Source organism: Mycobacterium sp. OAS707 (genome assembly GCF_014873705.1).
In the GTDB taxonomy this organism is placed as follows: domain Bacteria; phylum Actinomycetota; class Actinomycetes; order Mycobacteriales; family Mycobacteriaceae; genus Mycobacterium.
This window is the reverse complement of record NZ_JADBDS010000002.1, coordinates 211,707-229,561: the sequence shown is the minus strand read 5'-3', so window position 1 is coordinate 229,561 and position 17,855 is coordinate 211,707. Positions and strand designations below refer to the sequence as shown.

18 protein-coding genes are annotated in these 17,855 nt (G+C 65.8%); 5 read left to right on the top strand and 13 right to left on the bottom strand.

Annotated elements, in window-relative coordinates:
* Nucleotides 1–7 precede the first annotated feature (7 nt).
* Complete coding sequence (locus tag GGC64_RS11850) at nt 8–1,771, top strand: amidohydrolase family protein (protein ID WP_192722716.1); 1,764 nt, start codon at nt 8–10, stop codon at nt 1,769–1,771.
* On the opposite strand, the gene GGC64_RS11845 is transcribed toward GGC64_RS11850, so the two are convergent.
* The 5 genes from GGC64_RS11845 to bfr form a co-directional block, all read right to left on the bottom strand.
* On the bottom strand, nt 1,772–2,884 hold the full coding sequence (locus GGC64_RS11845; protein WP_192722715.1) for an amidohydrolase family protein: 1,113 nt from the start codon (nt 2,882–2,884) through the stop codon (nt 1,772–1,774). It abuts the gene before it with no gap.
* Nucleotides 2,881–4,242: a glutamine synthetase family protein gene (locus GGC64_RS11840; RefSeq protein ID WP_192722714.1), complete on the bottom strand. Its 1,362-nt coding sequence runs from the start codon at nt 4,240–4,242 to the stop codon at nt 2,881–2,883. The genes GGC64_RS11845 and GGC64_RS11840 overlap by 4 nt, the downstream gene beginning before the upstream one ends.
* A 29-nt stretch (nt 4,243–4,271) precedes the next feature.
* Entirely contained in the window at nt 4,272–4,754 is a 483-nt protein-coding gene (locus tag GGC64_RS11835) for a carboxymuconolactone decarboxylase family protein (protein ID WP_192722713.1), read from the bottom strand.
* A 66-nt stretch (nt 4,755–4,820) separates the two neighbouring features.
* Nucleotides 4,821–6,875 (bottom strand): MDR family MFS transporter, encoded by a 2,055-nt coding sequence (locus GGC64_RS11830; RefSeq protein WP_192722712.1) that lies wholly within the window; start codon nt 6,873–6,875, stop codon nt 4,821–4,823.
* 116 nt (nt 6,876–6,991) lie between these two features.
* On the bottom strand, nt 6,992–7,477 hold the full coding sequence (bfr, locus tag GGC64_RS11825; protein WP_192722711.1) for a bacterioferritin: 486 nt from the start codon (nt 7,475–7,477) through the stop codon (nt 6,992–6,994).
* 196 nt (nt 7,478–7,673) lie between these two features.
* Between bfr and GGC64_RS11820 the strand changes: the two genes are divergently transcribed.
* Both GGC64_RS11820 and GGC64_RS11815 read left to right on the top strand, forming a co-directional pair.
* Nucleotides 7,674–8,306: a fatty-acid--CoA ligase gene (locus tag GGC64_RS11820; RefSeq protein ID WP_192722710.1), complete on the top strand. Its 633-nt coding sequence runs from the start codon at nt 7,674–7,676 to the stop codon at nt 8,304–8,306.
* Nucleotides 8,306–8,497, top strand: coding sequence for a bacterioferritin-associated ferredoxin (locus tag GGC64_RS11815; RefSeq protein WP_192722709.1), 192 nt, complete (start codon nt 8,306–8,308; stop codon nt 8,495–8,497). The genes GGC64_RS11820 and GGC64_RS11815 overlap by 1 nt, the downstream gene beginning before the upstream one ends.
* Here the strand turns inward: GGC64_RS11815 and GGC64_RS11810 are convergent.
* From GGC64_RS11810 to GGC64_RS11780, 7 genes are read right to left on the bottom strand one after another with little or no spacing between them, the layout of a single operon-like run.
* On the bottom strand, nt 8,494–9,543 hold the full coding sequence (locus GGC64_RS11810; RefSeq protein ID WP_192722708.1) for a phosphotransferase family protein: 1,050 nt from the start codon (nt 9,541–9,543) through the stop codon (nt 8,494–8,496). The two genes, GGC64_RS11815 and GGC64_RS11810, sit on opposite strands and share 4 nt — an antisense overlap.
* Before the next feature lies 1 nt (nt 9,544).
* On the bottom strand, nt 9,545–10,303 hold the full coding sequence (locus GGC64_RS11805; protein ID WP_192722707.1) for an enoyl-CoA hydratase-related protein: 759 nt from the start codon (nt 10,301–10,303) through the stop codon (nt 9,545–9,547).
* A gap of 16 nt (nt 10,304–10,319) precedes the next feature.
* The gene (locus GGC64_RS11800) at nt 10,320–10,763 is read right to left on the bottom strand and encodes a PPOX class F420-dependent oxidoreductase (RefSeq protein ID WP_192722706.1); all 444 of its coding nucleotides are present in this window, start codon (nt 10,761–10,763) and stop codon (nt 10,320–10,322) included.
* On the bottom strand, nt 10,760–11,473 hold the full coding sequence (locus tag GGC64_RS11795) for an EthD domain-containing protein (RefSeq protein WP_192722705.1): 714 nt from the start codon (nt 11,471–11,473) through the stop codon (nt 10,760–10,762). Before GGC64_RS11795 ends, GGC64_RS11800 begins: the two co-directional genes overlap by 4 nt.
* Before the next feature lie 9 nt (nt 11,474–11,482).
* On the bottom strand, nt 11,483–11,824 hold the full coding sequence (locus GGC64_RS11790) for a thiocyanate hydrolase (protein ID WP_192722704.1): 342 nt from the start codon (nt 11,822–11,824) through the stop codon (nt 11,483–11,485).
* Nucleotides 11,821–12,540, bottom strand: coding sequence for a thiocyanate hydrolase subunit gamma (scnC, locus tag GGC64_RS11785; RefSeq protein WP_192722703.1), 720 nt, complete (start codon nt 12,538–12,540; stop codon nt 11,821–11,823). Before scnC ends, GGC64_RS11790 begins: the two co-directional genes overlap by 4 nt.
* A gap of 21 nt (nt 12,541–12,561) precedes the next feature.
* Nucleotides 12,562–13,398: an SH3-like domain-containing protein gene (locus GGC64_RS11780; RefSeq protein WP_192722702.1), complete on the bottom strand. Its 837-nt coding sequence runs from the start codon at nt 13,396–13,398 to the stop codon at nt 12,562–12,564.
* A 310-nt stretch (nt 13,399–13,708) separates the two neighbouring features.
* On the opposite strand from GGC64_RS11780, the gene GGC64_RS11775 reads away from it, so the two are divergent.
* Together GGC64_RS11775 and GGC64_RS11770 are read left to right on the top strand one after the other, a co-directional pair.
* Nucleotides 13,709–15,700 (top strand): FUSC family protein, encoded by a 1,992-nt coding sequence (locus tag GGC64_RS11775; protein WP_192722701.1) that lies wholly within the window; start codon nt 13,709–13,711, stop codon nt 15,698–15,700.
* Between the two features lie 115 nt (nt 15,701–15,815).
* The gene (locus GGC64_RS11770) at nt 15,816–17,198 is read left to right on the top strand and encodes an HNH endonuclease signature motif containing protein (RefSeq protein WP_192722700.1); all 1,383 of its coding nucleotides are present in this window, start codon (nt 15,816–15,818) and stop codon (nt 17,196–17,198) included.
* Nucleotides 17,199–17,222: 24 nt separating this feature from the next.
* On the opposite strand, the gene GGC64_RS11765 is transcribed toward GGC64_RS11770, so the two are convergent.
* Nucleotides 17,223–17,846: a PaaI family thioesterase gene (locus GGC64_RS11765; RefSeq protein ID WP_192722699.1), complete on the bottom strand. Its 624-nt coding sequence runs from the start codon at nt 17,844–17,846 to the stop codon at nt 17,223–17,225.
* Between the last annotated feature and the right edge of the window lie 9 nt (nt 17,847–17,855).

The window sequence follows — 17,855 nt, the reverse complement described above, 5'->3', positions numbered from 1 at the left end:
AGAAGCGATGTTCGACCTGAAGATCACCGGCGGAACGGTCGTCGACGGAACGGGTGCCGAGCGGTTCCCCGCCGATATCGGCATCAAGGACGGGCGCATCGTCGAGGTGCGGCGGCGAAACGGTGACGACACCGGCCTCGAGGGTGACGCCGCGGAGACCCTCGACGCGACGGGTCGCATCGTCGCGCCAGGTTTTGTCGACATCCACACCCACTACGACGGGCAGGTCAGCTGGGACCCGTTGCTGGAGCCGTCGAGCCTGCACGGCGTCACGACGGTGGTCGGCGGCAACTGCGGCGTCGGCTTCGCACCCGTGCGGCCCGGTCGCGAACAGTGGCTGATCGAGTTGATGGAGGGCGTCGAGGACATTCCAGGCAGCGCACTGGCCGAGGGCATCACCTGGCAGTGGGAAAGCTTCCCCGAGTACCTCGACGCGATCGAGAAACGGCCGCTGGCAATCGATTTCGGCACCCAGATCGCGCACGGCGCGGTGCGCGGCTATGCGATGGGCGACCGGGGCGCCCGCAACGAGGTGGCAACCGACGACGACATCGCGGCGATGGCCCGAATCGTCCAGGAGGCCATCGAGGCCGGGGCGCTTGGCTTCTCGACGTCACGCACCGAGGGGCACCGCGCCATCGACGGCGAAGCCGTGCCCGGAACCTACGCCGCCGAACAGGAACTGTTCGGTCTTGGTCGGGCGATGGCTGCCGGTGGCCGTGCGGTGTTCGAGGTCGCACCGCAGGGCGTGGCAGGTGAGAGTCCGGCCGAGGCGTCGATTCGCGAACTCGAATGGATGACCAAGCTGGCTGCTGAGATCGAGCGGCCGGTGTCGTTCGCGATGATCCAGACGCCGGGCGCGCCGGATCTGTGGAAGGAGATGCTGGATCGCGCGGGCAAGGCGGTCGAGAACGGTATCGAGGTCTACGCGCAGATCGCGGCCAGGCCGTTCGGGATGCTGTTCGGCTTCCCGGGGTACCACGCGTTCACGCATCGGCCCACCTTCCGCAGGCTGAAGGCCGAACTGGATCGCGAAGAGTTGGCGCGCCGACTGGCGGATCCCGTTGTCCGGGCGGCGATTCTGGCCGAGCCGGATCTGCCGCCGGACCCGGCGGTGCTGTTCGACGCCATGTACGGCTTGATCCAACACAGTGCCGACAAGATCTATCCGCTCGGCTTCCCGCTGGACTACGAACCGACACCCGACCAGACGGTCGCCGCCATTGCCGAGCGCCGCGGCCAGGACCCGATGGCAACCATGTACGACCTGATGCTGGAGTCCGACGCGGGTGCGATGCTGATGTTGCCGTTCTATAACTACGCCGAAGGCAACCACGACGCGATCCACGAGATGTTGACGCATCCGGCCGCGGTGTCGGGTCTGTCCGACGGCGGTGCGCACTGCGGGCTGATCTGCGATGCGTCCTATCCGACGTTCCTGCTGTCCCACTGGGCGCGCGATCGGCATCGCGGTCCGAAGCTTTCGCTCGAGTACGTTGTGCGCAAGCAAACCCTGGACACGGCAACGCTTTTCGGATTGTCCGATCGCGGCGTGATCCAGGTCGGCAAGAAGGCCGATATCAACGTCATCGATATGGCTGCGCTCAACCTCGAGTTGCCGAAGATGACCTACGACCTGCCCGCCGGTGGTCGTCGGCTGATCCAGGGCTCGCGGGGCTACGACGCCACCGTGGTCAGCGGAGCGGTCACCCGCCGCCACGGGGTAGACACCGGCGCCCGGCCTGGGCGGCTGATCCGGGGTGTGCGCTAGTCATACCAGACCGTAGACGCGGTGCGCGTTGCCGTGTGCGATCAGGTTGACGACGCGGATCGCGTCGGCCTCGCTCCACTCTCGCGCGTCGACGAAGCGTTGCAGCGCATCCCGCATTCCGTCGCGCCACAGCCGCGCGCCGAGGTAGTGCAGTTCGGCGGGGCCGAATGCGTCGGATGAGTACAGGATCTTGCGGAACGGCGCCATCTCCAACAGTCGGCCGATGAACGATGCTGACCGTGCGCCGAGGTAGTTGATGGCCAGCCCGCCGTCGAGGTACACATTGTTGAACGCCTGCGCCAGGTATCCGGCCTCGCGTTCGTAGGGATAGCAGTGCAGCAGCATGATCGGGGTGTCGCCGCTAATTCGCAGAAAGTCAAGCAGCTGAAGCGGATTCGCTCTGGCCAGGTCGCAATCCCGGTCGCCGAAGCCGACATGGAACTGCAGTGGCTTGCCTACGCGCAGTGCCTGGTACAGACCGAAACGCAGTAGCACGCGGTCGGTCAGCCGGGCGCTTCCGCTGTCGCGCCAACGCTGCGCGGCATCTGCGACCTCCGCGGAAGTCGGTTCGGACAGATCGCCGTCGAACCCGCCACGGTACGCGAGGATCGACTTGGTGGCGATGGCCGTCTTCATCCGTTCATCCAGAAGGCGCGCGAACGCCGTCGCATAGTCGTCGGATTGCTTGATCGCCTCTTCGGCGACCGACTCCAGGCGGACGATCTCATGCACATACCCGTCGCAGAGAACGGCGAACGTATCGAGATCTGCTACCCCAGTGGCGAATCCGGTGTCGACCAGCCAGTCCGATACCCGGGTATGGGAGAGAAACAGTCTCGCCAGCATCTCCTCGGTGTGCTGGCTGCGGCGGTGCCAGTACGCGTCGGCGTCGGCGTGGCGTGGTAGTCCGAGCAACGGCGCGCAGTGTGCCCGCACCGCGAACCCGAGTTGGGTGTCGAATGCCGAATCGAATTCCGCGAGCGGCTCGGTGTTGGCCTCGTTCAGACCGTTTTCGAACCGGGCGCGGCCAGGGGTCCCCAGCCAGCAGCCGTGCACGTGATGGTCCACCAGCGGCACGTTTTCGATGTGCTCGGCCAGCGTGGACAACCTCATACGCTCCAGGCCAGCCGGAACTTGTCGGCGAGTTCGTCCTGGCCGAGGTGGCCGTAGTTCTGCTGTTCATAGCGCCGCACCGCGAGCACCGCGTCGACGGATTCGTCGCCGAGAATGCCGCGGATCAAGGCCGATTGGTCGAGGGCAGCAAGCGCCTCGGCCTGGCTCGAGGCCAGCAGCTTGATGCCTGCCTGCTTGCGTTGATCGTCGGTGAGCTTGGCGGGGTCGACGGTGGTCTCGGGTGGCAACGGCAGCTTGCGTTCGATGCCGTCGAGCGCGAGGCCGAGAATCGTTGCGGTGGCGTAGTACGGGTTGGCCGACGGGTCGATGACCTTCACTTCGACGTTCGCGCCTTGCGGATTGCTCGGACCGCCGATCAGGTAGCGCACCGCGGCTTCGCGGTTCTCGGTGCCCCAGCACACGTATGCACCCGACCAGAGTCCCGGATGCATCCGCAGGCCGGACACCACAGATCCGGAGAGAATGCCCTGGGCTTCAGGCAGACCCGCGAGCAGACCCGCCACCGCGGCCTCGCCGTCGGTTGTCATCCCTGCGACGCCGTCGCCGTCGGAGAACAACGGCGCCTCGCCACGCTTCATCGAAAAGTGTTGGTGTGCACCCGATCCCACGCTACCGGCGAAAGGCGCCGGGGAAAGGCTGACGCGCACCCCGTATCGCCGCGCCACCCGCCCGATGATGATGCGCATCAACACCAGTTGGTCGGCGGCCGCGACGGGGGAAAGCGGAGACAGCGAAATCTCGAACTGATTGCGGCCGTACTCGGGATGGAGTTGCTCGATCGCGACGCCGGAAGCTGTTGCAGCGTTGGTCACGTCGCGCACGAAACCCTCGAATTCCAGCACGCCGGCCAGCCCGTACTGCGCCCACATGTGCGCAGGCAGCCGGCTGCCGTCGGGCGCGACGAGCACGAACTCCATTTCATGTCCCACGACGGTTTCGATGCCCGCATCGACCAATCGCTGCTGGACCCGGCTCAGCGCTCCCCTGCTGCAGTACGGGTCGGGTGAGCCGTCCTGATTGAAGAAAGCGCCTGGGGCCCAAGCAAACCCGTCGCCCAGGATGCGCAGACCACTCAGGTCGATACGGACCCGTTGATCCCCCACCACGCCGGTCTTCTCACCGAAGACGGTTCCGACCTGGTCGATGGCGAACACGTGCCACACCGGGCTGGCGCCGAGGCCCGGATCGGCGAACGTCCCCATTCGGCGCAGCGGCACGGTCTTGGCGTGCATCAGCCCAGCCGGGTTGACGACGGTGCCGATCAGCGTGGTGACGCCGTCGGCCTCCAGTTGGGCGATGGCCGCAGCGGCGAGGGGTTTGGCTGCCCTAGAACTCACCCAGCCATTCTGCAGTGGTCGGTCGCGAACTACAGGGTGATCTTGCAGCTTTGACCGATGTCCAGGGTGCGCAGCATCCGGCCCATGCCCAACCACATCGCGCAGGACAGCGCCAGGTCGGTCAACAGTTCTTCGCTGAAGTGTTCGCTACAGCGGGCCCAGAAGTCCTCGTCGTCGCGCAGGCCGGTGTGGTCACTGGCGAAGCGCTCGGCGAACTCTGCGGCGATGCGCTCCTGCGCGCTGTAGCCGGGCCAGGTCCGCCATTCGGCGGCGTGGTCGTAGAGGTCCTCGTCGACGCCCGCCGCGATGCCATCGGAGTCGCGCGTGTTCTGACACACCACGCATTCGTTGTCCAGGGCGATGACCATCCGGGCCAGCTCGCGGACCCGCATCGGCAGCCGGTTCTTGTGGTAGACCGCATTGGTGAAGCCGGCCATGGCGACCCCGATGTCGGGGGATTTCGCCACCCAGGCAGCCGCGTCGTCGTCAGCGAAGGGTCCAATTCGGCTCATGGCCGAATCGTACGCGGGCGGCGGCAAAAGTGGAACGCGTTCTAGAAATCACGCGTAAGCCGCTGATCAGCCCGCTGTGGCGAGCTCTTTGGGTTCGTCGTCCCAGTCCCGCTGCACCAGCACGCGGTGTGCGATGCGTTCCAGCGCGGCCTCGACCTGGATGCGGTCCGGGCGCCCCTCGAAGGTCGGCGACGAGGCGAGTTTTTCGATGATCCGGTTGATCAGCGCCGACGACACCGCGTCGACTTGCTTGGCGCCGGGCTGAGTCAGCCACAGCAGATCGCCTGTGCGCAGCGCGTAACCGGTGTCGACCAGTCGATCGAACGTCGGCGCGAGCACCTCGCACGGCACCCGCAACCTGTCGGCGATCTCGGTCAGCCGCGCCGAGCCGAAGACCTGGTTGTGCCGATAGATCGTGATCAGCGCCCACAAACGCGCGACATCGAGCTCGCAGCCCTGCCGTTCGCAGATGCTGCGCAGCCGGATCTCCGGTGAGTTTCGCATCATCCGGCCGATGGCGGTCTCCAGCACCTTGTCCGGCGAGTCGGTGCTCGGCATGCCGAAGCCCTCGCCGAGATCGACGGCGTTCACGGCGTCCATCTCGCGCAGCGGAACCTCTTTGAGAAGCAGTGCCACGATGAACCCGACGAACGCCACCGGTGCAGCGCACAGAAACACCGTGCCAAGAGAATCCGCGTACGCGTTGACAATCGGCGCTGCGACGTCGTGGCTCAACTTGTGCAACACCTGCGGCGACTGGGCCGCCGCGGGTGGTGCCCCGCTTGCGGCCAACGCGGGATCGATGCGGGCGTTGAGGAAGTTGGTGAACAACGATCCGAAAATGGCTGCGCCGAAAGAGCTTCCGATGGTCCGGAAGAATGTGACACCTGAGGTGGCCACCCCCAGATCGGCGAAGTTCGACGTGTTCTGCACGATCAGGATGAGCACCTGCATGCACATTCCGATGCCGGTGCCGAGGATGAACAGATACAGCGACTGCAACACCATCGGGGTGGCGGCGTCCATCCGCGACAACAGCAGGAATCCGAGGACCATCACCGCGGTCCCCACGACGGGGAAGATCTTGTAGCGGCCGGTGCGGCTCACCAGCACGCCACTGCCCATCGACGTCAGCAACAGGCCTGCGACCATCGGCAGCGTCCGCAGACCCGACGTCGTCGCCGACACCCCATCGACGAACTGCATGAAGGTCGGCAGGAAGGTGAGCGCGCCCAACATCGCGAACCCGACGATGAACGACAGCACGCAACACACGGTGAACACCGGGCTGCGGAACAACCGGATCGGCAGGATGGGTTCTGCCGCACGGCTTTCCACCCACACGAACACCGCCAGCGCCGCAATCGACGCGACGAAGAGTCCGATGATGACCGGCGAACCCCACGCGTACTCGGTGCCACCCCAACTGGTGGCCAGCGTGAGACCCGATGCGCCGACGCCGACGAACACGATGCCGGCGTAGTCGATCAACGGGCGGCCGGCCCGGCCGAGCGAAGGTATCGCGGCGATCGCCACGAAGAACACCACGACGGCCACCGGCACGTTGATCCAGAACGCCCAGCGCCAGCTGAGGTGGTCGGTGAAGAAGCCGCCGAGCAGCGGGCCGACCACGGTCGTCACGCCGAACACCGCTCCGAGTGCACCCTGATACCGGCCCCGGTCCCGCAGCGGGATGACCTCACCGATCAGCGCCGTTGCGGTCACCATGATGGCGCCGCCGCCGATGCCCTGCAGTGCCCGCGACGCCACCAGCATGGTCATCGACCCGGCCAGCCCGCACAGCACCGATCCGCCGAGGAAGAAGAGAATGGCCGCCGCGAACACGACCTTGCGGCCGAACAGGTCGCCCAGCTTGCCGACGACGGCGGTGACGATCGTCGAGGCCAGCAGATAGCTGGTCACCACCCAGGACTGGTGGCCTGCGCCGCCGAGGTCGGCCACCACCGTCGGCAGCGCGGTGGCGACGATCGTCTGGTCCAACGCGGCCAACAGCATGCCGAGCAGCACCGCAACAAAGATCACGTTGCGGCGCTGAGGGCTGATCAGGGCGCCGCCGGACTGGGGATCCGCGGCGGCGGCTGTCGGTGCCGTTGTTGTCATACCTGCCTCTCCTGGGACGACTTGAACTTCTCCAGCCATATCGTTAGTTAAGCTAGGAAAGTTACAGTCGCGGTCCGGGAGTCAGGGTTACCGCGCGGGCAGATGCGAAACAGGGCCTACAGCGAGGACGGCGGCCGCGACACGCACTGTGCGAGGTAGAGCTGCTCGCCGAGCTTGTCCATCAGCTGCAGCTGGGTCTCGAGGTAGTCGATGTGTTCCTCTTCGTCGGCGAGGATCTTCTCGAACAGGTTCGCTGTGGTGGCGTCTTCCTTCTCGCGGCACATCACGATGCCCGGCTTGAGGCGCGCCATCACCTCGTATTCGATGGCGAGGTCGGCTTCGAACTGTTCACGCAAGGTCTGACCGACGCGCAGCGAGAAAAGCCGCTGATAATTCGGCAGGCCGTCCAGCAGCAGAATGCGGTCGGTGATTGCCTCCGCATGCTGCATTTCCTCGAACGATTCTTTCCGGGTGTGTTCTGCGATCTCGGTGAATCCCCAATTCGCCTGCATTTTGGAATGCAGAAAATATTGGTTGATCGCCGTGAGTTCGCTTGTCAATTGCTCGTTGAGCAACTTCAAAACATCCGGATCGCCTTGCATGGTCGCTCCTAAGCAACGTGAGGGGCTGGATCAAGCTGGGGCTGTCTGTAGCGCCTCACCAATCTAGTGCCTCGCGCTCGACCGAGCGCATCTTCGCCGTTGAGAGAGGCGTGTTTCGGGCAGCCTGGACCGCCCGGGCTAAGTAAGGTTAGACTGCGCTAACACTTCCAGCCGCTTCGACCAGACAGGGACACCGATGGGTGAGTACGACTTGCACTCATTCATCCTGGCCTGTGATTTCCGGGTCGACGACGTCGACCGGATGTGGAAGTGGCTGAACAAACATCGCGAGCCGCTGGCCGCGATCGGCGCCCATCATGTGGTGCTCTACACCTCCATCTGGGAGCCTGACCGGGTATTGGTGACAATCGGCATTCGGCAGGCCGGATCCGTGCGCGAAGTACTGCGTTCCCCGGCGATATTCGAATTGTTCGACATCTCCGGCGCCGACGATATTCCGCCGATATTCGGCGGTGAAGTCGTCGAGAAGATCGACCTCGACGGCCCGACGCCCGAAGGCCACGTCGGCCGGGTGGTGGTCGGCGTGATGGCGTCTGTTGACGACGTGCCGTCGTTGATGGACAAGGTGCACGACGGCCTCGAGCGGTTCAAAGGCGGCGGTGTTCGAAAGATCTGGGTCTATCAGGCACTCGATGACGGACGCGAGGTGCTGATCCTGCAGGAGATCGCCGACGAGGTCAGCGCCAGGCAGTGGATCGACCACCCAGACGCGGCCGCAGAGTGGATGTCGGGCGCAGGCTTCGGCGCCTACCCCACCCAGTTCGTCGGCAGGTTCGCACACCTCATGAGCATTGGCGAGGCGGTCTGATGTTCGTCTGCCTGTGCACAGGGACAACCAGCCACGTGGTCAACGAGGTCGTTGCGAACGGCGCGAAGACCTCCAAGCAGATCGCCGAGGCCTGTGGAGCCGGCGGCGATTGCGGGCGTTGCAGGCGCACATTGCGGGCGATGATCGAAGCCCACTACGCCGGGCGCGCAGTGGAATCCGTCGGCCGCTAGTCGAGCAGCTGGCGAATTCGCTCGACACAGAACCCGGCCAGATCCATGTCGTCGATCAGCAGTCCCTGGTTTCGCAGCCGGGACTGCAGCCTGGATACCGGGATGCCGAGCTCGACCGCGGCGAGCACTTCGTTGTAGTGCAGATTGCGCACCGCGCGTCCCGACAGCTGCTCGTATCGGTCGACGGTTTCCTCGCGGGACGGGGTGCCGTCCAAGCGGGGTATGCCCTGGTACTCCGTGCAGGCCCAGTCGACGAACAGCAGCCACGCCAGGTCGGCTTCGTGATCGCCGATGTAGGCGAGCTCCCAGTCGAGCACCGCGGTGACCTCGTAGTCCGGCCCATAGAGCACGTTGGACAGCCGGCTGTCACCCCAGCACAGCGCGAGGTACTCGGGCTCATAGATGTTGTCGCGCAACCACTCCACGGCGTCGACCAGTTCCTGGCGTCTGCTCTCCGACCAGCACCTCAGCAACTCGGCGCAGTACTCCACGACCTGTTCGAGCGGCTGGTCACCGCGCTGCGGCATCAGTAGCTTCTCCAGCCGCAGCGTGCGCCAATCCAGCGCGTGCACGTCGGCGATCGCCTGCACGCAGCCCCACCACATGGTGGATCGTTGTTCGGGCGTGGCTTCGAAGTACAGGCCGTGCGAGTGATACGACGGGAAGTCGCTCGCGGTGCCGATTGTCGGTAACTGCTCCATCACGTAGTACGGCGTGCCGAGGTCGGCGCTTTCGCGGTCCAGCCAGTAAACCGCCGGCACGCTGATCGGGGTGTCGCGCAGCCGGTTCATCACCATCACCTGACGGGTCAGGTCGTAGTCGGGAAAGATACTGACATCGGGCGGTCGCCGAAACACCAACTGTTTCACCGTCGTCGGGCCCTCGTCGCCGTCTCGCTCCAGGTCGAACAGGAACGTCTCGGTGGACAGGCCGCGCTCGGCGGCGCACCAGTTGGTGATGTGCGCGTCCGCGGCGCCTGCGATCCTTTGGCAGGCGATCGGCTCTAGCAGCGCGGCAATCTCGTCCGCTGCGGGACGGGAGACCATGTCAGCTCGTGCGCTTTTGGGTGAACTCGGCAAGCGCGTCGGCGTTGGCGGCCGCGCCGAGCAGTTCGGCAAAGTGCGCGATCTCTCTGGCGGTGGCGGCCGCGATCTCCCCGCGGGTTGGTTCGACGATGGTCTGCTTGACGGCTATCAGACTCGAAATCGGCCGGGAGGCAAGGACTTCGGCGTGGCGACGAGCTTCGGGCAGCAGATCGTCGGGTTCGCACACCTTCCACGCCAGCCCCATGCGCTGTGCCTCGTCGGCATCGACCCACTCCGACGACATCAGCAGCCAGGCAGCATTTTGCCGACCCATCAACTGCGGCAATAGATATGACGACGCCGCCTCGGGCGCGACGCCGAGACTGGTGAACGGTGTCTTCAGCCGCGCCGTCGAGGACATGAACACCAGATCCGCGTAACCGAGAATCGTTGCGCCGATACCGACTCCGACACCGTTGACGGCGCAGATGAGTGGCTTGGGAAGGTCGGCGAGCGCTTCGATCATCGTGGAGAAGTGGCTGCCCTGGTTGTTGAACGTCGGATCGGTGATGCGCCTCTGCATCTCGTTGAGGTCGTTGCCCGCCGAGAATGCCCGGCCCGCCCCGGTCAGCAGCACGACCGCCACATCGGGATCGGCCGCCGCGTCACCCAACGCGACCGCCGTCGCGTGATACAGCTCCTCGTTGAACGCGTTGAGGACGTCGGGCCGGTTCAGGGTGAGCGTGCGCACCCGGTTCTCGTCGGAGATCTGCAGGATCACGCGAGAAGCGTATGCGTTAGCCGTTGCTGTACACCCGGGTGGGTGCGACGAACACCAGGGTGCGGCGCTGCTCGGCCATCACGCGGTCGTACTCATCCCAGTCGTCGTGGGTTCCGCCCGCAGCCGTGAACACCTCGCGCAGCAGCAGCCGGAGCTGCTCGCCGTCGGCAAGCCACGGCTGCGGATCATCGGGCCCGGCAATCTCAGCCTGACCCTCGACCGTCGCCCACATCCAGCCCTTGCGGAAGGTGACGGCGAGCTGGGGACGCGCCCGCAGGTTCGCCAGTTTCACCTTGCCGTAGGTGACGAACCCGAGGACGTCTGCGCCGGTGGCCGGATGCGGCAACTTCCCCACGTTGACGAGCGAGGCCTGGATGGTGTTGTCGGCACGCAGCGTGGAGATCACCGCGAGCCCGCTTTCGTCGGAGGCCAGCGCGACCGCGTCGTTCAGCGTGGTCATCGGATTCCCTTCCCCGCGAACGGAGTACGGAAGACATACCGACTCGTCGGCACCGTGTCGACGTCTCGATTCGCGCCGAAGGCTGCCGTGCTGGCCACCATGCGCTCCATCCGGTCGCGCAGCTCATCGTCGTCGGCGGCCCCGAAGAAAGCGTGCAGGTCGGACGTCGCCTCGATCGGAAACAGTTCTTCGACGATCGCGTCGATGACGGGCGCCTCGGGGGTTATCGGACGCACCACGGTGTTCTGCGTGTACCCGAATGTCGACTGTGTCGCGATGGCCACCGGCGTGTGGTCGATGTGCCAGCGCTGTCGCCAGGTGGCCACGTCGAGGTCGGCCGGCCTGCGCAGCAGCGCGATGTTCGCCAGTCCCGGGGTGCGCTCGCCGGGGGCGGTCTCCGGCGGCGGCAACGGCACCGATTCGGTCACCAGATAGCCCGCGACATCGTCGCACTCCTTCTCCAGCCGGGTGATCGCCGAGCGCATCTGATCGCCGTACGACTGTTGCGTCCATACGGTCACGAACCCGACCACCGGCGGCTGTAGCGTCGTCAACGTCATCAGCGAGTCGCGCACCTCGCCGTCGCGCACATTGACCGCAAGCCCGGGCACACCCGAGTCGAGCAGTTCGGCGGCGACATCGTCACGCAGTCGGCGACACCACGCGTCGTCGGCCTCGGCGCCCCGCAGGGTGAGGATGACTTTCTCCACGAGTCGAATCTAGGCCTCGAGCCTTTCGCGGATGACGGCGAGCCGTTGTTTGAGTTCTGCCTCGTCGATGACGCCGCGGGCCACCAACGAATGCGCCAGCGCGACGAGTTGGTTCTCCGGGTACGGCAGGTTCGCGTAAACGGATGCCGACAGCGCATCTTCCTCGTCGCGGCGTGCTTTGAAGTCGGGGACGTTCTCGTCACATGCCGCGCGGTCGAGCGCATCGCAGAGACCGTCGAGGCTGGTTTTCCACGGCGGCACGGGATTTTCCACACCCCACTTGGCGGCCATCACGGGCCAGACCTGATTGCGCTCGACGATCTCGTCGAGTGTCTTGATTCGCTCGGTCATCCCGCATTCCCCGGATGAATCGCAGGCCGGGTGTCGGTGATGACGTTGGTGGTGACACCCGCTTTCGGCAGCGCCACACCGATGAGGCAGTCGCGGGTGATGATCTCCACAAGCTGTTCCTCGGACCAGTCTTCGGTTCCCTCGGGTTGCAGAGGCATGACCATGAATCGGTGCTTCTGGTTGGAATCCTGGACGTGGACCGTGATTTCGTCGGGGAGATACAACCCGAACTCGGCGAGGACCTGGCGGGGCCACCTGACCAGGCGCCTGCGGTAATTGGGCGTGCGGTACCACTCCGGCGAGTTGCCGAGGATCGGGCGTGGATAGCAGGAACACAGCGCACAGACGATCACATTGTGAACTGTCGGGGTGTCTGCGAGGATTTGGAACGCGGTGAAGTCACTTGGTGTCCCCCACCCCGTCGGGTGCAGCCAGTCGACACCCACTTCCTTACTGGCCGTCATCGGTTCGGCGAGGGCGAGTTTCTTGAACTCGGGATCCAGCCACGCCTTGGCCACCAGATGCGCGGCGGGCGTCGGACCGATCTGCTCGGCGAACTCGGTCATCAGGCGGTGTTCTTCCGCGGTGAAGATTCCTTTCTCGATGCACAACTCGCGCAGCGCGATCTCCAGCACTTCGAAGTCGGTGATTTCGTCGACCATCGGTGCGACGGTGCGCTCGTGATCGTGATCGTGATCGTGGTCGTGGTCAGGCATGGAAAACCCTTTCTGCGCAGCCTATTTCGCGGATTGCAGCCAACGTTCGGGAATTTCGGTCGAGATCACGTCGTGAGCCGTTCCGGTGTAGCCGTAGAACAATTCGGCCATGTTGAACTTCACGACGTAAAACCATTCCGGTTTCACGGGACGGTCCCAGGTCTCGTCCTCGGCGGCCGGGCTTTCGTACGCGACCGCCTCGATCTCGCCCTTGGCGCCCCGCACGTACTCCGGTGTGCGGGTGTAAAAGATCACCGGAAGCTCGCGCACGACCACCGGATCGCCGACCTTGAACTTCGCCTCGCCTGCCTGACCCGCGTAGCACTGCGGATCGCCCTTGCCTTGCGCTTCTTCGGCGTGCTTGTTGCGTTTGACTTTCGACCCGTCGCCTTCCGACTTCGGCTTGGCGTCCAGCGTCTTACCCTCCAGTCCGCCCGCGTAACGCGCCTGGACCTCGGCCATCCGCTCGCTCAATTCGCTGAGCCCGATGTGGTGCTTCTCGATCAGGACGCGGGCGACGGCGATCAACCAGCGGCCGTAGTACGGCAGCCCCAGGTACTCAGCGCGCCCGACGTCGACGTTGCCGATTCGGCGCCGCTCCTCCGAGAGCCAGATGCCGCGCCAGCCGAGGACCTCGCAGATCACATAGGTCATGTGCTCCCAGAGTTCGTACTGCTTGTTCTCGTACTTCATCGGAGCGTCCGGTTCACCGCCGACGTCGTGGACGGGCTTCAAGTAGGCGGTGATGCGGTCGTGGTCCAACATGTCCGGCGTCGGCGCATCGGGAAGCTCGGGATAGGCGGACTTGAGCCTGGCGACCAGTTCCAGTTGGGCTGCACGCTCAGCGGCCGTACTCATGGGAGCCCCCTTCGCTTTTCGGACTGACTGTGCAAAACACGGATGGCGCACACTGGCGCGAATTCGATGGGATCCGGAGTATTCGAGAAAAACCAGCAACGCTGTCATCGACGACCGCGTCGTCGGCCATCGGCACCTCCAGCGTCGCTGAACTGATCCGGTTAGCTGACGGTACCGCCACAAACGCATTTCGTGGGGTCAAATCGGATACGCGCTGTGCCGCAAAGCTTTTGACGGCGACGAAATTTCAATTCCGAAATTGCCGCGTGTGCTGACCGTTTGGTGACACTGGTGGGGTCAAAATGGTCAGATGACCACCGGCGGGGTGATCAGCCCGGGCGGGGCGTGGACCCGTGCGTTGCGACAGACGACACCGGACATCGGCGCGGTGTCGCGCAGCCTGCTCGGGGTCCTCGCGATAGCGGCGGTCGCACTGGCGTCGGCGTCGCCTGCCGCAGCCGTGTGGGCCTCGGGGGCCGCGGCGATCGCAGGGGCGATCGCGATGCAGGACAGCCCCGCCGGGCGAGTTTCGCTGGTCATCGTCGTTTCGCTGGAACTCGGTGCCGTCGTCTTCCTCGGAGCTGTGACCGCGTCTTACGCGCCGGTGTTCATCGCCGCGGTCGCGATCTGGTGCTTCGGCGCGGGCATGCAGTGGGCGCTCGGCAGCAAACCGGCTCTGGTGGCCGCCGCGGGAGCAGCGCTGTTGGTGATCTCGCCTCCGGTGGCGCCGACGGCTTCGGCCGTCGTGTTTGCGACGTTGCTGACCGTGGCGGCCGGCTGCATTCAGGCGGCGTTGATCGCGGTGTGGCCACCGCAGCGCTGGCGGGTGCAGCGCGATGCGCTGACGCGTGCCTACCGCGGGCTCGCTGCCGATGCCCGCCGTGTCGCCGCCGACCGGGACGCCGTCGTGGCCACCACTGCCCCTCTCACCTGGCTGCGCGAGGCGTTCGTCGACAGCGATGCGACTCGACGCCCACTGGCCTACCACGGCGGCTACCGGCTGCCCGAGCGGATCGCCGCGACACTGAGCGCACTGCGCAGTGGCGACGAGGCGGTGGCGTTGCTGCTGACGCCCGCCGCCGATTTCTTGGACGCGATCGCGAACCACCACCACACCGCGCGACGGGACGCCGAATTCGCGCTGGCGCGTGTCGATGCTGCGGCTGCGGCCGTCACGGGTCCGCATGCGGCCGCCGCGCAACGGTTTTCACCACAGATGCATGAGGCCTTCGCCTCCCGGTTCGGCGAGTTCCGTCGCCCCGACCTCGTCGGCTCGCTGCTCGCCGCGGTCGGCGTCGCGCGCGACCACCTGACGTGGACCTCACCGGTGCTGCGCCACGCGGTGCGGTTGTCGTCGGCTGCCGCGTTGGGGGTGGCCGCGGATCGCTTCGGTGCGGTGTCGCACGGCCACTGGATCGCACTGACCGTGCTGATGGTGCTGCGGCCCGAAACCGCACACACCTACACGCGCTGTGTCGGCAGGGCGGCCGGCATCGCGCTGGGAATAGTGGTCGCGTCGGTGGTGACTCTGGTGTGGCAGCCGACGGGTTCGCCTGCGGCGGTGGTGGCGGTCGTGTTCCTTGCGTTGGCCTACTTGGTCATCCGGTTTGGATACCTCGCGGTGAGCGCCGCAGTGGCGGCGGTGGTGGTGTTCTTGCTCGACATCAACCCCGCGTCAGCAGGCGGAGACCTGAAAGACTCGTTGTTCGCGGTGGTGATCGGCTGCGGGCTGGCCGTCCTCGCCCATGTGATGCTGCCCGATCACGCGTTGATCCGGCTGCACCAGCGTGCGGGCGAACTGCTGAAATCTGAAATCGATTACGCCGCAGCGGTTGTGAAGGCATACGTGCATGAGCTGGACCATCCCGCCGAGGCGTTGTCGGCGGCCTGGCAGCGAGCGTTCCGTGCCCGCGCGGCGTTCGAGGCGGCCTCCGGTGCGACGCGGGCGGATTCCCGCGAACTGCGGCGCTGGCTGCGGTCGTATCGCGCTGCGTTGAACGCAGTGACCAGCGCGTGCACGACGCTGGAGAGCAGTCTGACCAGCGAGCCTGCGACCGCGCTGACACCGGAATTCGTTGCCGCCGTTGATGATTACGTCGACGCCCTGCGCGGAGCACCGCCTAGTCCGGCCAGGCCGTGGACGGTTGACCTCGACGAGCTGACCGCGGCGAATCAACAGGTGCGCGAGCAGGGGGCACGGCTTGCCGCGGACAACGCTGGTGCGCGAGTGCTGGTGGCTGAAGTCGCGACGATCACCAGAAGCCTGGCGGGCATTGCGGCTCAGCGCCAGCTCACGGCCTAGCATGTGGGTCTGACATTTTTGGCTGTGGGTGGTGGGTTGTCCCCAGGTGCGAATTCATCCACAGGTGGCAGTTGAGTGCCGGGGATTTGGCACAGGTGTTCGATAGTGTTGTGCCATGGGCGAATTCGTCACTGCACAAGCGGCGCGGGAGCGGTTTGACGCGCTGGCTGATGCGGTGGACGCCGCCTACGCCGAGATGCGTGGGTTGTCGTCGGCTGAGGTGGGCAACGAGTTTCGGGTGGCCCTCGCCGAGCGGTTGGAGGCCCAGGAGCGCACCAATCGGGGGTTGATGTATCGGTTCTTCGGTGAGATCGCTGATCCGCCCGATGAGACCGCGATGGTGCCTGCACTGGTCAACAGTCTGGCCGCGCGACTGCGGATCGCGCCGGCTGAGGTCAAACGCCGGATGAAGACAGCGGCGCAGTTGTTGCCGCGGCGCTCTCTGTCGGGTCCGCCGTTGGCACCGGAACTACCCCAGGTGGCCGACGCGCTGGCCGCCGGGGTGATCGGTGAGGATCATCTGCGGGTCATCGCGCGGGCCATCGACACGCTGCCCTCGGCGGTGTCGGGCACAGATCGCGAGGACGTCGAGGCCAGCCTGGTGCGCGAGGCCACCAAGAACGACGCCGAGATCGTGCGGGCCCTGGCGCGGCGTATCGATGAGATCTTCAACCCCGACGGTGACTTCGATGAAGCCGACCGGCAGCGGCGGCGCGGACTGCTCCTGGGGACGCAGGGCCGCGATGGGATGTCACGGTTGTCGGGCTACATCGACCCCGAAACCCGCGCCTATGTGGAGGCGGTGACCGCCGCGGTGCGCCCCGGCCGCCACCTACCCGACGGACACATGGCCGAAGGCCCCGATGACCGCAGTGGCCCCCAGCGCTGCCACGACGGGGTCAAACTCGGGCTCAAGGCCGGTATCGCCGCCGGTGGGCTGGGCAGCCATCGCGGTCATCCGGTGACGGTGATCGCGCGCACCACGCTGGCCGAACTCAACCAGGCCGCCCACGCGGTCACCAACCCCGATATCCCGATGCCCTCGCCGGCGCGTACCGGCGGAGACGGTGTCCTGCCGATGCGTGATGTGATCCGGCTGGCCGCCGATTCCATCCACTATCTGGCGGTGTTCGACGACCACACCGAACGGCCCATTTACCTGGGGCGCCAGACTCGCATCGCCACGGCCGATCAACGGATCATCTGCTATGCGCGCGACGGCGGCTGCACCCGGCCGGGCTGCACGCAACCCGGCTATCACAGCGAGGTCCACCACTGCCCGGACTGGACACCCGAGGGTCGCACCGACGCCGATTGCCTGTTCTTTGCCTGCGGACCCGACCACAAACTCATCACAAACGGCCACTACCAGACCAGCATCACCCACAACGGCCGACTGGCCTGGACCGACGGCACCACAGCACCCGAGATCAACCACGCCCACCACCCCGAAGAACTCCTACACGGCAACCCCGACCCACCCCACTACGAGGAATGACGCTGGGAATCAACAGGTTTCGGGTCAGTCGCGAGCCCAACGTGGCCGGATGAAGACGCCTTCGGCTTCGACGGTGATGCCCTCGTCGTCCGCGAGATGGCCGACGGCATAGGTCTTTACACCGTCCGTGCGTGCAATCCTGGCTTCGGCGTGCAGATCGCCGAGCCGGGTGAGTCGTCGGTAGCGCAACGTGATGGTGCCGGTGAGGCGTGGCTTCTCCTGGCTGCTGGCCGCGGCGCCGAGCACATGGTCGAGCACCAGAGCCGCGACTCCCCCGTGCACGTGTCCTGGCGGCCCTTCATAGGCAGCGCCCAGATGGAAGTCGGTGAACGCGCCGCCGTCGTCGCTGTGCAGGATCTCCAAGGGTGGGGCCACGGGATTGCGCACACCGATCACGACGTTGCCCCACGGCATTTGGTCGCCGTCTGCGGTGAACCGGATGCCATATGACCCGTCGACCTGCTGACTGCGCAGCTGCGCTGTGGCCGCATCGATCTCGGCCTTGGCGGCGGCAACCGCTTCGGCGCCGACCTCGGTGCGGATGGTCGCGTCGATCAGCGCGCGCACGGACTCGGTGAGCGGCTCATATATCGAGCGCATCCGTGCGACCTCATCGGCACTGAGGTTCTCCAGGGTCCACTCCAGCACACCTGCACT